The organism is Alsobacter metallidurans, assembly GCF_014636935.1.
GTDB classification, from domain to species: Bacteria; Pseudomonadota; Alphaproteobacteria; order Rhizobiales; family Beijerinckiaceae; genus Alsobacter; species Alsobacter metallidurans.
On the sequence record NZ_BMES01000002.1, the window covers coordinates 1093501 to 1106566 of the forward strand.

The window sequence follows — 13066 nt, forward strand, 5'->3', positions numbered from 1 at the left end:
CTCCACCGAGGCCCTGTCCATGAGCCAAGACGCAACATCGATGATCGAAGCCGCCGGCGTCGAGCACCGCTACGAAGGCGTTCTGGCGTTGCACGACGTCAGCGTTTCGGCCCCGGCCGGCTCCTTTACGGCGATCGTCGGGCCGAACGGAGCCGGCAAGTCGACGCTGGCGCTGATCCTCGCGGGCGCGATCCGCCCGACCGCGGGTCGCCTGCTGCTGGATGGCGCCGACGTCACCGAACGCGCCGGCCGGCGCGGCCTCGTGGAAGCCGGCGTGGCTCTCATCCCCGAAGGACGCCGCCTCTTCGGCCAGTTGACCGTAGATGAAAACCTGACGCTTGGAGCGTTTGGCGCCGGCGCCGGCCGCGCGGAAACCGCCCGCCGCCTGGCCGAGGTCTACGGACTGATGCCGGAAGCGGTTCGCAAAGGAAAGGATCGCGCCGTTGCAACGCTCAGCGGCGGCGAGCAACAGATGGTCGCTATCGGCCGCGCCCTGATGGCCCGGCCGCGCCTGGTGCTCATCGATGAGCCCTCGCTCGGCCTCGCTCCCATCCTGATCGACAAGGTGTATGAGACGTTGGCCATGCTCCGCCAGACCGGCGTCACCGTGATGGTCTTCGAGCAACTAGCCGTGAAGGCTCTGCAATATGTCGACCGCTTCGCGGTGATCGAGCGCGGCCAGATCCGCCACCAGGGCCTGGCTTCGGACCCTGACGCCCGCGAGATGCTGCGGATGGGCTACATGGGCGCCGAAGCCGCGTAGCACGAGCGGACGCGTATCCCAGGATACGCTCTGCCAGCGTTTGAACTCGACTGAGTTCCGAAGCGCCAAGGTCGGGCGACTGCAGGAGCGCTGGCACGTCCTTCATGACCTGGTCAGCGCACCTACATTTCGAAGCATTCCCGAGACAGGGCGCGCCGCGTCATAGAGCCCGTGATAGGCCCCTCCTCCCGCGCCGGCGTCGGCGACACCGGGAGCCAATCGCCTGCTTTTGCCAGATCGGGCCGCGCCGGCCACACTGCGGCATGACCACGCTTTCATTTCTCGACGATGGCCCTCGCGACGCCGAGGCCACCCTGCTGCTGGCGCATGGTGCGGGAGCTCCGATGGACTCCGCAGCCATGCAGGCCATTGCCGAAGCGCTGGCCGGCGCAGGGCTGCGCGTCATGCGGTTCGAGTTCGCCTACATGGCGGCGCGGCGGATCGGCGCCCGCAAGCCACCGCCCAATGCCGAGAGCCTTCTTCCGGAATACCGTGCGGCCGTCGCGGCGGCGCGCGTCCAGGCGGGTCCCACGCGTCTGGTGATTGGCGGAAAGTCGTTGGGCGGGCGGGTGGCCTCGATGGTCGCCGACGCGTTGCACAACGCCCAAGAAGTCGCCGGCCTGCTGTGCCTGGGTTACCCCTTTCACCCACCCAAACAGCCGACCAAGACGCGCACCGCGCATCTGGCCGCGCTCCGCACGCCCACGCTGATCGTTCAAGGGACGCGCGATCCCTTCGGAACTGAAGACGAGGTCGCCCAATACCAGCTCTCGCCCGCCATCGAACTGCTTTGGCTGCCGGACGGCGACCACGACCTGACGCCGCGCAAGTCCGTGTCCGGGTTCACAGCCGCCGACCATCGGGCCACCCTCGCCGTACGGGTCAAGTCGTGGCTGAACGAGCGGACCTGTGCGCCGGCGTTTCCGCCCAGTCTGCCGGCCCTGTAGGCTGCGTGGCGTCCGGGACATCTTCTCCCGGTTCGGTGGCCAGGTCGCCAGTCTCAATGCACCGCTCACGGGAACGAGAGCGGCCCGCTCGCAACGGCGGTTCTTACGCCCAACCCGCTCTATCCAGATTGTTCGCCGCCATGGCTGGAGCATACCGCCGCCGGTTGCATGGGTCGACTACCGCCCCAATGGTCCCTTCCGTGCTTCACGACGGACGGCGCTCGGCGGAAATACCGAACGAGAGTCGCTTCAAGCGATAGTTCGATGATCGGCCGGACGGACCGCCAGGCGATCACGCACCTGCTGCTGGCGCGTCTGAGTCGCCGAAGCGGCACGGAAAGTGGCAACCATTCGAGCATGACGCCTCTGCATCTCGGCGGCACAACGCCGGGAGGAGGACGATCCAGCGCAATGGGTAAACGCCTCGCTTTGTTGTTCATTGAAAGCGAAACTCATCCGACCGACCGCCAAGCGCCGCTCACTTTCGTGGCGCTACAGGCCCGAAATCAGTCGAGCCGCGCCTTCGCGGAGCAAAAGCGGGGGTGGCACGGAAAGTGGCGCCCCTATAACGGTTAGGCTTCTTGGCCTGCTTCCAGGCCGTCAAAAATTTGCGAAGTTTTGAAAACCATAACAACAACATGGCGGAGACGGAGTCCGCCAAACTACGGTTCGCTGGAGCCCGAAGCGGTTCGCATGTGACACTGAATCTACTGCGATATCTGATCTAATCAGCTTTCACAGTTCGCCTTAGTTCGCTATGATCCGCGTCAATCGTTAGGGTAGATGTTGGGGCGAACGATTGCATGGCGAGGGCGATTAACAAACTCTCCGCTCGGACGGCGGCGACGGTCACTAAGCCTGGCCGCCACTCTGATGGGGGCGGATTGTACCTCGTCGTTGATCCTAGCGGGGCAAAACGGTGGGCCTTCCTCTTTCGTTGGGAAGGCAAGCTCAAGGAATTGGGACTGGGCGGGATTGTCACGGTCAGCTTGGCCGAGGCACGTGAGAAGGCCAGCGACGCCCGCCGGCTCGTCGCCTCTGGCATCAATCCTATCGAAGCCAAACGAACTTCATCAGCCGCTGCGAAGCACCCGACCACATTCGGCGGCTTTGCCGACCAGCTGCTTGCCGACATCACGCCAGGCTTCAGAAACGCGAAGCACCGACAGCAGTGGACGAACACGCTGCAGACATACGCAGCCCCCCTTCGTGACAAGCGGCTCGACTCTATCCAGACTGACCATGTGCTTGAGGTGCTCAAGCCGCTCTGGCTGACGAAGCATGAAACCGCCTCACGGCTCCGCGGCCGGATCGAGCGGGTGCTCGACGCGGCTCGAGCAAAAGGGCTGAGGACGGGTGAGAACCCCGCCAGGTGGCGTGGGCATCTCGAAAACCTGCTGCCTAAGCGCCAACGGCTCACCAGAGGCCACCACGCAGCGCTGCCGTATACGGATGTGCCTGCGTTCATGGTCGAACTTCGGGCACGAGACGGAATGGCCGCGCGAGCGCTCGAACTCTGCATCCTGTGCGCCAGTCGGTCAGGAGAGGTGCTTGGAGCTGAGTGGTCCGAGATTGATCTGAAAGCAAGGATTTGGACGATCCCGGGCACCCGGATGAAGGCGGGCAAGGAGCACAGGGTGCCTCTCACTGACGCGGCGTTGGCAGTTCTGTCCACCGTTATCCAAGCGCGAACTAGCACGACTGCAGATTTCGTTTTCCCTGGGCTGCGCGCAGGCAGGCCCCTCTCGGTCATGGCTATGGAAATGGTCCTTCGGCGCATGAAGCGCGACGAGATCACCGTCCATGGCTTCCGATCCAGCTTTCGGGATTGGTGCGGCGAGGCAACGAGCTTTCCGCGCGAGATAGCAGAGGCAGCGCTGGCTCATCAGGTAGGCGATGCTACCGAGCGTGCATACCGCCGCGGGGACGCTCTCGAACGACGGCGCGGGCTTCTTCAAGCTTGGGCCGGGTACCTCTGTGAGACTAGCAGTGAACAAGTTGTCCCGCCTCGCCCTACGATACTGGCCTGAGGTGGATACGAGACGCGCGGGGATAGGCCGGCCAGCCGACAAGCCGAGAGCACCCTCGGTTTCCCCGTCGCGCAATGGTGCATCGCAAGGTGTAGCGATGACTACTGACTCAAACAACAGCTCACAATCAAGTCGGCTTGCGAAGGAGAGCCGAGATCGGCTCATCGCGGTTTTGCTTGAGAGATTAGACGAACTTGAGGCTAGCACTCACCCCGACAAAGGGATAGCAGCCCTCGGAAAAGATCTAGCTGCGCTCCAGGCTCTTCAAGTCGCCGGTGAGCTGGTCCAAGCGGTAGCAGGCTGGGCAATTGACCATCAAATTGGGCTTGCTGTGTCTGGACTATCGTTCGTTCCACTTCAGCCACATGGAACCAAGGAGCACCCTGAGTATCTGGCGCTGAGATCTCAGGTGGATGACCACCGGCACGAGATCGCCGGCCGAGGGGACCTTCTCAGGCTAGCGGACGTGGATGACGCAACACACCGCCGTGTTCTTTTCAACATGCTGATCGGCAACTCGGGGGCACTACCGCTTACGACCCAGCAAAAGATGATCGAAGCGCTGAAAGCCTTAGATACAGGCGAGTTGCTCCCGATCATCAAGCCGCGCCAAACAACAAAAAAAGTTAGATACAGAGAGTCTCAGCTTCAACTCAAAGCACTAGCAATCGTAGAATTTATGGTCCACTCGGACATGAAGCGGTTCAAAGCGCAAGAGATGGTTGCAACTGCCTACGGCGTGAGTACTGAAACACTGCGGACGTGGGAAAAGCGCGTCCGGGAGGACTTGGGAGCTCTCGAAGTTTCGCGTACGCTATCTTTTGCACGAAATGCTGCAGCATCGACTAAGGAAGCGAGAAAAGCGCTCTTTTCTGGATCAAATCAGATCCATTCAGATTATGGGCGGAGCTACAGTGATGCATCGCTCAAAAGGGCGGCACTGGCATACCGAAATGTGCGCCGTGAAACTTAGATTTCTGGTTCGTAACGCCATCCGTCTGAACCAAAACAATGTTGACCCAGCGTTCACCGCTGAACCACTTTTAGTGCTCGCACGTCAAAGTATTCGCACCGCGCAAGAAGCGAGTCAAATCGAACAGATGAGGTCACGAACCGCCGCAATACCGCGCTGGTTCGGGGAGCCTCGTACACATGACATATGCCGAAAAAAAATACGAAGCGCCGGATATCAGCGCTCCCCTCGCCTATAATGCTGAGAATTTCCTTCGGGCAGCGGGTATCGGTAAGACAAAATTACACGAGGAAATCAACGCTGGACGTCTGAAGGCACTCAAAGTCGGTCGCCGTCTCATCATCACCCATGACGACGCGAAGGCTTGGCTAAACAGCCTGCCGGCTCGTCACGCCTCCAAGAAGGAGGTTGCGTGATGCAGTTCAATAAGGACCTCATGGCTCGTGAACTGCTCCAGCAGCCACCGGCCCACAACACCGAACAACTTCTAAGTCGTGCGGACGCCGCCACCTACGTGCATTCGCGTTGGGGAGCCAAGTGCAGCCGCTCCTTCCTGGCGAAAATGGCATGCCTAGGGGGCGGCCCGCGATTCGTGAAGATTGGCCGGAGCGCCGTGTACTCCCGGCCGGATCTCGATGCTTGGTGCCGCTCCAGAATGAGCGCGCCGGCATCGAAAGCTTCCTCTGAACAGGAGGCCATTGCCTGATGGGTAAAATGGTGAAGCCGGCGCGTCTCGGGAACGCGCCAGCTCCTAGGTATCGCTTCACGGCTGAAGGATGCGCCACCAAATATGCAAATTCCGGCAACAAGTCCAGTCTGCCGCTTGCTGATCTGCAAGCATTTTGGCTTGCGAGTCGCGCTCGCATTTCCCTCGATCATGCGCGCGCCGTACGCGAGCTGGCCTTCCCAGCGAGGCCGGCATGAGCGTGATTATGTTACCTCGCCGGCAGCCTCAACGCCGATACCCAAGTGCTTTAGACAAGCGTCTGGAAGGGCAAGAGCCTGCAACACCCGAAGAGTTTGCGAGGGTGACGGAATTGATGAAGCGCCGTGCTGCTGAAAAGTGGCGGCGGAAGTGCGCGGAACGCCGGGGGAGGTTCCGTTGAACGCTCATCTCCCAAGCTCAGACGGCCTGCAAGCTGAACAGGCGCTGCTAGGCGCAGCTCTCCACCACCCGGCCGTTATCGACCAAGTGCGCGGCATCATAGCGGCCGGCGACATCGGGGAGCCTGTACATAGGCTCCTCTTCCAGGCGATGGCCCGCAAACGAGACGAAGGCGGGACGTTCGATGCCCCGCTGCTGCGCATGCTCGTCGAGGACCTGGATCTGGGCGGGCTGACTGTCGGGGAGTACATCGGTCGCCTACACGCCTCAGCCACCACGATCGGCCACGCAGTCGAATACGCAAAAGAGATCCGCAGGCAGGCGGATCGGCGCCGACTGTGGGGCGTCGCCCATGACATCAAGTGGGCCCTAGACACGCCGGTTGGAAGGCCGGCTGATGTGGCCGCCTCGGCAATTGAGATGCTGGACGAGATTGTCGCCAGCGCTCCTGGCGCGGGGCCGCGGTGTGTGAATGTCGCCGAGGCCGCAGACCAGGTTCTGGCCGAGATCGGCCGCATCCGCGGCGGGGGCAAGCGGGCTGGTGCTCCCTACGGCATGCCTTCACTGGATCGGATGACGCTCGGTATGAAGCCAGGCGAACTCATCATTGCCGCGGGCCGACCCGGGATGGGCAAAAGTACCTTTGGCATCGCCGTGGGGCTGAACACGTCTGAGCGAAACGCCGGGACGTATTACGTCAGCTTAGAGATGGAAGCGCAGCAGCTCACCGAGCGCGCCCTTGCGGCCCTAGCGTTCGATGACCTGGGCAACGTGTTGACCTATCGAACGATCGGCGAGGCGGTCAATCTCACCGACAAGGACCTTTGGCGGCTCCAGAAGGCTCGTGACAGGCTCAAGGGCGTGCCGCTCAGCATCGAGCAGCAACCCGGCCTGACTTTGTCGCAGATCGGTGCGCGTGCACGCCAGCGACAGGCGCGCATGGAGCGCGAGGGCAAGCACCTGCGGCTGATCATCGTGGATCACCTCGGCCTCGTGCGACCGTCCACCCGGTATTCGGGGAACCGCGTCCAGGAAGTCAGTGAGATCACTGCCGGGCTCAAGGTGCTTGCGAAGGAGCTTGGTGTGGCCGTGATGGCCTTGTGTCAGCTCAGCCGTGGGATCGAAAGCCGCGAGGACAAACGCCCGACGCTTTCGGACCTGCGCGATTCCGGCTCAATCGAGCAGGACGCCGACCTGGTGCTCGGCCTTTACCGCGAAGCTTATTATTTGGAGCGCAAGCTTAGCCGAACCGATGAGGAGGACGAACGCCTGCTGAATGCGCAGCAAGAGCTGGTCGTGGAGATCCTGAAGCAGCGGCAAGGCCCGACCGGCAGCGTGCGGCTGTTCTGCTCCGCGCCATGCAACGTCGTTGCGGAGAAGCGCGCATGAGCAATTCTGCGACCAATTGGGCTCGCCAGCAGACTACAGGAAGCCCTACCCGCAAAGCCGTGCTCATGGCATTGGCCGATCGCGCCAATGATCATGGTGCGTGCTGGCCATCCGTCCGTACGATCTGCCGAGATACAGAGATCTGCGAGCGGTCAGTTCGCAAGGCGCTCGGCGAGTTGGAAGAGGCTGGGTTACTAACCAGGGCTCGGCGTGAGAGCGACGAAGTCCAGATCCCAAACCTGATCACGCTGGCGGTTGAAAGGGGTGCGTGTGATGCACCACCCCCTGCACCTCATGCACCCACCCCTGCTTCTGATGCACCCACCCCCCTGCATGTAGTGCAGGGGGTGGGTGCGCCACATGCACCCAAACCATCTATAGAACCATCACTAGAACCTCTCTCGTCCGCTGCCGCGGACGTGCATGCATGTACACCGAGGAAAGCGCGGTCCGGAAGCCCTGCAGTCGAAGAGCCCTTCAATCGGTTCTGGCAGGAGTATCCTCGGCGTGATGGGCCAAACCCAAAGAAGCCTGCGCGAGCGAAGTTTGAGGCGGCCGTGAAACGGGGAGCCGATCCCGAGGCAATCATCCGCGGTGTTCGGCAGATGGCACAGCGTCACGCGAACCAGCCAAAATCCGATCGCAGGTTCATCCCGCACGCTGTCACTTGGCTCAATCAAGAGCGCTGGCGGGATGTTGAGCCAGCCCAGGACCCCACGCCCGTAGCGGCCATGCCTACCGATGAGAAGTGGCGTAGGTGGGTCACAAACTGGCAAAAGACCGGCAGCTGGTCGGCGGCAATGGGCCCTGCGCCGAACGAGCCAGATACCCTCGTTCCGGCTCACATATGGCCTCGCCGCAACGGTACTGAGGCAGCGGCATGATCGCCGGCGTTCTCATCCGCGGAGCGCTGCGCGACCAGCGCCGGGCTTTACTCGCCGGCGAGGTCGATGCCCGCTGCCCAACATGCGGGTTTGTCTCGACCCACCACCTTTACGGCCGCCGCTCCGCGAATGGCTCACTGGTGGTCTCGGCGAATGCCGTTACGGGCGACGGCCTTGGTGAGATGATGCGTTTCGCACAAAGCAGCACTTCGCTTGAAGACGATTTCGATATTCCATTTTAGTTTCGGCAGAAAGTAAGCGAGATACACTCAAGGTAAACGAAGTACCATTATCCTGCAGCCCCGATCTGATCTATGATTTTCGTAGATCGATCGGAGGAAACATGAGCAACAGGACCCTGACGCAGGAGAAATTTCTTCTCTGCGCACCTGTCGGATTCTCCGTCGCGATGAAAAAGGCGGCGCAACGGCAGATGACGACCAGCTCGGGTTTCGCCCGTCTCGCCATTGTCGAGAAGATCCGCAGCCTGGGGATCGAGATCGATGACGTTCCGCCCGCGCCGGAGCACAAGGCGTCACGTCAATGACTGCGCCGATCACGAGCGACCAGACCAGAGACGATCTCGCAGCGAACTTCGCGAGCATCCAAGCGCTGTTGGCGGACCCTCAGGCTAAACCCCGCGATGCGAACAAGCCGCGAGTCCGGGCCAGATCTCGAGCGCTTTCTGAAGCCGCGGCTCTCGCTGCCTTGGTCTTCATCGGCATGATCATAGCCGGGTTTGCAACATGATTTCGGAAATAGAGCGGGGAATGAGAGTGAGCGGGCATGTCTAGGCCAGGTGGCGGCGGCAGGCTGAAGACCACCGGCATGTTCGAGCTAGATATTCGCTGGCTCGGCCGGAATGGCTATCTGGAGCGGGGGTCAGCGCGCCGGGTGCGTCAAACGATCAACGGGCACCTGATCGCGGACGCCCGCATAGAGGCAAAGACTGACGCGCTGCGGGTGACGATCGGCGAGCGCTGCGACTGGGTGGACATCGCGCGCACGGAGCAGCGCCTAGGCGGGGAGCGGCGGTGGTTCATGTGCGATGAATGCGGCCGGCGCGCCGCGGTCCTGTACGGCTTTCCGCTGTCCTGCAGAACGTGCCAGGGGCTCGCCTACCCTTCGCAGCGTGAGACAGAGCGCGATAGGGGCCTCAGGAAAGCCAGGAAAGCCCGCGCCCGCGTGGGAGGCTCCGGCAACCTCGTGGCGCCCTTCCCTGGCCGCCCCAAGGGCATGCACCAGGTCACCTATGATCGGCACTGGGCTGCTTCCATCCAAGCGGAGCAAGTGTCCCTCTCTCTAACGGCGAGGCTCGTCGCTAACAGCGCAACAGTGAGGCGTGGGCGATGACCGGACGTTTTCAGAAAGGCCAGAGCGGCAATCCTCGAGGAAAGCAGCCCGGACTCCGCAGCGAACTCGCGCGCAAGATCGACGGGCTGCTCGAGGACGAGGCCGAGGCGCTAATCTCCAAGGCGATCGATCTCGCAAAGGCCGGCGACATCGGGGCGTTGCGCCTTTGCCTAGAGCGCCTCGCGCCAGTGCGCAAAGACCGTCCCGTGGTGTTCCCTATTCCCGAGATCAACAGCACCGCCGACGTCGTGAAAGCCTCCGCGGCGCTCCTCCAGGCCGTGGCATCTGGCGAGCTGACGCCGTCTGAAGCCGCGGAGCTTGGAAAGCTGGTCGAGGCGCACGTACGCGCGATCGAGGTGACCGAGATTCAGGACCGGCTCGTGCGGCTGGAGGACATGGGCATGGGGGGCAAGCGATGAAGCGAGATGTAGTGGTGCGCCTGGAGCGCCTGGAGGCTCGTCGGGCGTCCTATGTGGCGATCGTGCCGAAGGCGACGCGGGACGCAGCCGTGGCTGCCTCTCTGGCGAGCTACCGCACTGCCGGCGGCTTCCTCGCCTCTATGGGGCCTCTGGGCGGCTCTCGCCACGTGACCGTCGACCAGCAGCGCGCCGCGATCGAAGCGGCGTTCAGAGCCGACGACTAAGGGGCGATCATGCGCATGATCGAAGGGCGCCTACGGGAGCTGGAAGCCGCCCAGCGTAAGCGCTTTGGCAGCCGCATCGAGCAGATGACGGACGTGGAGCTAAATGCCGAAATTCAGAAGTTCTACGCCAAGATTTTTCCGACTCTGGCGGAGATAGAGCGGTCTAGCGGGGCAGGCTGGAAGGACTATGTCAGGGCTTGGTGGCTCCACGGTCTGGCCGACGAAAACAGCCCAGACTTCCAGAGCGTCTCAGGTGCGTTCGACAAGATCCTCACTGCCTACGAGGCTCAGCGCGAAAGTGAAGTCGGCCAGAGCGAGTTTTGTCACTCCATAAAAAGAGGGGGATAGGCATGCGCGCCTTTGAGAGCCGACTGCGAAAAATCGAGACAGCTCAGCGTCGGATTCGCGGTACGTCGCTGGAGCGGATGACGGACGATCAGCTATGGGCGGAGCTTTTTTCCGCCTGCGCCCAGTTGGAGCGGATCGAGGGCGCGCGCTGGAAGGAGATCGTAGCGGCTACTTGGTTTGATCGTCCTGGCGAGGGGCCGTCCTATCTGTTCCACAAAGAGACTCAGGAGCAGGTTCTTGCGGATCTTTACGCGGGCTACGAGGCCCGCCGCAGCTAGGGTCACCCGTCCTGCTTTTGCAGGAGGATGCAGGGCAGTGACGCTTATTGGCAGATGCGATAACTGCTACTGCTAGCTCGCAGGTCGAGATGGAGATGGTCGGCGTGGTCTGCGTTGGCACCGGGCCCCAGCACGGTCGTGAAATACCGGCAGGCGCCGCTGCGTACGGCAGCGGCGAATCGCCCTTCCGGCGTATCCGGCCCAGTCTTGCCGACCTCAACGCTGGCCCGCTTCTCGAACTCGAAGCTCGCCAAGTCGACGGCATTGGCGAAAGCGTGCTCGCTCAGCTTGGCTCCGGCCCGGTGGTTCACGGACCGGCATTGATAGGACGTGCCGATATTAATGCGCTTAGGCGAGACGTTCAGCTCACGTTCGGCGGCGACGCTGACCACGTCGCGTGACCATGTAGCGAGTGCTTCAGCCGCGGGGCATGTCAGGGTGATGGGCAGCGACAGCGTCATACCGTCAGGGAGCGCGCTGACCTGAAAAGGCCGGCGCGTACCGCAAGCCCCACTCTCGATCGGCGGAAGGGGCTTGAACACGACACCAAGCTTGGTGAGCCGGTCCGCGCAGCCCTCGTCGTCGGGCCCGGGCTGCACCTGCTCCTCCTTCCCCACAGGCCGGTTCTGCACCGGCGGCGGGAGGTCATCCAGATCGCGCGGGCGTTCGGGCGGCAGGGGAGCTACGGCCTGATCACTGGGATTGTCCTCGGAGGCTGAGCCGGCCTGCGACCCAAGCCGCGACTTGGCCTGGGGCTGCATCCCGAATTCCGCCGGTCTGTCGGGCGGCAGTGGCACTGCACCTTCGACAGCCGGAACCGCGGTCGGGGCCGGTCGGCTCTCCGCGGCGCTCCAGGAATGATCCGCCTCACCCAGCATAAAGACGGCTAACAAAATCGCAGCAAGGGCGGCCGATCGGATCGCGGAGGAGAAGGCTGCTTTGCTCACCTTCTCCAACGCTCGAGCCACCGCGCTGGTTACACGCCTGATCCCTGTGCTTTGCGTCGGCTGGGCACGCGCTCAAGATCTACGCCACCCAGCGGTCCGAAACGCTCACACACTGCATACGGAACTGGGTAACGCGATCAACGTCTCCGGCACTGTTGAGCGGTGAATGCCGTCGACGGTGACGATTCAAGCCCGCTTCCTAGCCGTCGTGCTATTGTCCCCACCCCGTCATGAGGGGCTTCTGCCGGCGGGGCAATCGCAATTAAGCTCTGTCGCTTACGGCCGGACCATAAACGTCAGGCGCTTGCAACCGGAGGGGCCCCCACGTTTAGTCCACCAAACACGCCAGGTCATGGACCGGAGGATCGCATTGAAGCGGACTCTCGCGAGCCGACATCGGCGGAGCTGCGCGCCGCGACAAAACGAGCTGGCGAATGGAACCGAGGGCGCGCAGCAGAGGCGCCGAGCGATATACCAATTCGGGGTTGGCACGACATTCTCTGGCGGATTTGGGGAGAGTTCAACCGAACCAGAATTATGTCGGTCGCCGCAGGTGTGACGTTCTATGTCCTGTTATCGATTTTTCCGACGATAGCGGCGCTTGTTTCTCTTTACGGTTTTGTAGCCGACCGAGCGTTGATTGCCCGTCATCTCGACCTGTTCGCAGGTGTTTTGCCCGTCGCAGCAATCGAGCTGCTGGGGTCAGAAATTACACGGATCGCTGGACAACCCGAGGCTACTCTAAGCGGTGCCTTCTTCTTTGGCCTCGCGATTTCCGTGTGGAGCGCAAGCACCGGAATCAAGGGCTTGTTCGAAGCGATGAACGTCGTCTATGGCGAGGACGAGAAACGAAGTCTGCTCGTCATCAACATACTTTCCCTGTGCTGCACGATTGCTCTGATCTTGTTCGTTCTGGTCGCGTTGTCGGCTCTTGTCGTTCTCCCGATCGTCTTGGCTTATCTTGGCATGTCAAGCGGTACCGAGACTATAATCTCGCTCCTCCGATGGCCGATCCTCGCGATTGTTGTTCTATCCGGTCTTTCCGCCTTGTATCGATATGGACCCAGTCGCGAGAACGCTCAATGGAAATGGGTCACGCCCGGGAGTTTGCTGGCGACGGTCTGCTGGCTGGCCGGTTCCGGAGCCTTCTCGTGGTATGTCGTCTCTTTTGGACGATACAATTTGACCTACGGTTCGTTAGGAGCCGCAGTCGCCTTCATGACCTGGATCTGGCTGTCCATGATCATAATTCTTTTGGGGGGCCAGCTTAACGCTGAGATGGAGCATCAGACTTCACATGATACGACCGTGGGCCCCACGAAGCCGCTGGGATCCAGACATGCTCACATGGCTGACACCTTGGGCCAGGCGATTGGGAAGAAATAGGCAGTCGAGGCGTGCATGAC

17 protein-coding genes are annotated in these 13066 nt (G+C 62.0%); 16 read left to right on the top strand and 1 reads right to left on the bottom strand.

All coding sequences use genetic code 11. The features are described 5' to 3' along the window. The first annotated feature begins 19 nt into the window (after positions 1-19). From IEV99_RS15345 to IEV99_RS15415, 15 genes are all read left to right on the top strand, one after another. Positions 20-763, top strand: a complete 744-nt coding sequence (locus IEV99_RS15345) for an ABC transporter ATP-binding protein (RefSeq protein ID WP_188518625.1) — start codon at positions 20-22, stop codon at positions 761-763. A gap of 263 nt (positions 764-1026) precedes the next feature. After that, the gene (locus IEV99_RS15350; protein WP_188518626.1) at positions 1027-1710 is read left to right on the top strand and encodes an alpha/beta hydrolase family protein; all 684 of its coding nucleotides are present in this window, start codon (positions 1027-1029) and stop codon (positions 1708-1710) included. Positions 1711-1974: 264 nt separating this feature from the next. Continuing rightward, positions 1975-2286 carry a hypothetical protein gene (locus tag IEV99_RS15355; RefSeq protein WP_188518627.1) on the top strand — a complete coding sequence of 104 codons (312 nt, stop codon included), beginning with the start codon at positions 1975-1977 and terminating at the stop codon, positions 2284-2286. A 227-nt stretch (positions 2287-2513) separates the two neighbouring features. After that, positions 2514-3740, top strand: a complete 1227-nt coding sequence (locus tag IEV99_RS15360; protein ID WP_188518628.1) for a tyrosine-type recombinase/integrase — start codon at positions 2514-2516, stop codon at positions 3738-3740. Positions 3741-3837: 97 nt separating this feature from the next. Further along, complete coding sequence (locus IEV99_RS15365) at positions 3838-4713, top strand: hypothetical protein (RefSeq protein ID WP_188518629.1); 876 nt, start codon at positions 3838-3840, stop codon at positions 4711-4713. A 179-nt stretch (positions 4714-4892) separates the two neighbouring features. Continuing rightward, complete coding sequence (locus IEV99_RS15370; RefSeq protein WP_210318665.1) at positions 4893-5129, top strand: helix-turn-helix domain-containing protein; 237 nt, start codon at positions 4893-4895, stop codon at positions 5127-5129. Next, a complete protein-coding gene (locus IEV99_RS15375; protein WP_188518630.1) occupies positions 5129-5419 on the top strand; it encodes a helix-turn-helix transcriptional regulator in 291 nt (96 codons plus the stop codon). Before IEV99_RS15370 ends, IEV99_RS15375 begins: the two co-directional genes overlap by 1 nt. A gap of 396 nt (positions 5420-5815) precedes the next feature. Continuing rightward, entirely contained in the window at positions 5816-7207 is a 1392-nt protein-coding gene (locus tag IEV99_RS15380) for a replicative DNA helicase (RefSeq protein WP_188518631.1), read from the top strand. Then, the gene (locus IEV99_RS23985) at positions 7204-8091 is read left to right on the top strand and encodes a helix-turn-helix domain-containing protein (RefSeq protein ID WP_188518632.1); all 888 of its coding nucleotides are present in this window, start codon (positions 7204-7206) and stop codon (positions 8089-8091) included. Before IEV99_RS15380 ends, IEV99_RS23985 begins: the two co-directional genes overlap by 4 nt. After that, positions 8088-8333, top strand: a complete 246-nt coding sequence (locus tag IEV99_RS15390) for a hypothetical protein (RefSeq protein ID WP_188518633.1) — start codon at positions 8088-8090, stop codon at positions 8331-8333. Before IEV99_RS23985 ends, IEV99_RS15390 begins: the two co-directional genes overlap by 4 nt. Positions 8334-8434: 101 nt before the next feature. Next, positions 8435-8638, top strand: coding sequence for a hypothetical protein (locus IEV99_RS15395; RefSeq protein WP_188518634.1), 204 nt, complete (start codon positions 8435-8437; stop codon positions 8636-8638). An 802-nt stretch (positions 8639-9440) separates the two neighbouring features. After that, a complete protein-coding gene (locus IEV99_RS15400; RefSeq protein ID WP_188518635.1) occupies positions 9441-9863 on the top strand; it encodes a DUF5681 domain-containing protein in 423 nt (140 codons plus the stop codon). Beyond that, entirely contained in the window at positions 9860-10087 is a 228-nt protein-coding gene (locus tag IEV99_RS15405; RefSeq protein ID WP_188518636.1) for a hypothetical protein, read from the top strand. The genes IEV99_RS15400 and IEV99_RS15405 overlap by 4 nt, the downstream gene beginning before the upstream one ends. A gap of 9 nt (positions 10088-10096) precedes the next feature. Continuing rightward, positions 10097-10435 (top strand): hypothetical protein, encoded by a 339-nt coding sequence (locus tag IEV99_RS15410; protein ID WP_188518637.1) that lies wholly within the window; start codon positions 10097-10099, stop codon positions 10433-10435. Positions 10436-10437: 2 nt separating this feature from the next. Next, the gene (locus tag IEV99_RS15415) at positions 10438-10713 is read left to right on the top strand and encodes a hypothetical protein (RefSeq protein WP_188518638.1); all 276 of its coding nucleotides are present in this window, start codon (positions 10438-10440) and stop codon (positions 10711-10713) included. Positions 10714-10757: 44 nt separating this feature from the next. Here the strand turns inward: IEV99_RS15415 and IEV99_RS15420 are convergent, their stop codons facing one another. Next, positions 10758-11660 (bottom strand): extensin-like domain-containing protein, encoded by a 903-nt coding sequence (locus IEV99_RS15420; protein ID WP_244643888.1) that lies wholly within the window; start codon positions 11658-11660, stop codon positions 10758-10760. Between the two features lie 507 nt (positions 11661-12167). Between IEV99_RS15420 and IEV99_RS15425 the strand changes: the two genes are divergently transcribed. After that, positions 12168-13046, top strand: a complete 879-nt coding sequence (locus IEV99_RS15425) for a YihY/virulence factor BrkB family protein (RefSeq protein WP_280514682.1) — start codon at positions 12168-12170, stop codon at positions 13044-13046. Positions 13047-13066 lie beyond the last annotated feature (20 nt).

Excerpts from the sequence above, each read along its gene's own strand:
- IEV99_RS15360 (WP_188518628.1), top strand. The coding sequence starts at position 2,514 with ATGGCGAGGGCGATTAACAAACTCTCCGCTCGGACGGCGGCGACGGTC.
- IEV99_RS15410 (WP_188518637.1), top strand. The coding sequence starts at position 10,097 with ATGCGCATGATCGAAGGGCGCCTACGGGAGCTGGAAGCCGCCCAGCGT.
- IEV99_RS15370 (WP_210318665.1), top strand. The coding sequence starts at position 4,893 with ATGACATATGCCGAAAAAAAATACGAAGCGCCGGATATCAGCGCTCCC.
- IEV99_RS15405 (WP_188518636.1), top strand. The coding sequence starts at position 9,860 with ATGAAGCGAGATGTAGTGGTGCGCCTGGAGCGCCTGGAGGCTCGTCGG.
- IEV99_RS15350 (WP_188518626.1), top strand. The coding sequence starts at position 1,027 with ATGACCACGCTTTCATTTCTCGACGATGGCCCTCGCGACGCCGAGGCC.
- IEV99_RS23985 (WP_188518632.1), top strand. The coding sequence starts at position 7,204 with ATGAGCAATTCTGCGACCAATTGGGCTCGCCAGCAGACTACAGGAAGC.
- IEV99_RS15345 (WP_188518625.1), top strand. The coding sequence starts at position 20 with ATGAGCCAAGACGCAACATCGATGATCGAAGCCGCCGGCGTCGAGCAC.
- IEV99_RS15395 (WP_188518634.1), top strand. The coding sequence starts at position 8,435 with ATGAGCAACAGGACCCTGACGCAGGAGAAATTTCTTCTCTGCGCACCT.
- IEV99_RS15355 (WP_188518627.1), top strand. The coding sequence starts at position 1,975 with ATGATCGGCCGGACGGACCGCCAGGCGATCACGCACCTGCTGCTGGCG.
- IEV99_RS15375 (WP_188518630.1), top strand. The coding sequence starts at position 5,129 with ATGCAGTTCAATAAGGACCTCATGGCTCGTGAACTGCTCCAGCAGCCA.
- IEV99_RS15415 (WP_188518638.1), top strand. The coding sequence starts at position 10,438 with ATGCGCGCCTTTGAGAGCCGACTGCGAAAAATCGAGACAGCTCAGCGT.
- IEV99_RS15400 (WP_188518635.1), top strand. The coding sequence starts at position 9,441 with ATGACCGGACGTTTTCAGAAAGGCCAGAGCGGCAATCCTCGAGGAAAG.
- IEV99_RS15365 (WP_188518629.1), top strand. The coding sequence starts at position 3,838 with ATGACTACTGACTCAAACAACAGCTCACAATCAAGTCGGCTTGCGAAG.
- IEV99_RS15390 (WP_188518633.1), top strand. The coding sequence starts at position 8,088 with ATGATCGCCGGCGTTCTCATCCGCGGAGCGCTGCGCGACCAGCGCCGG.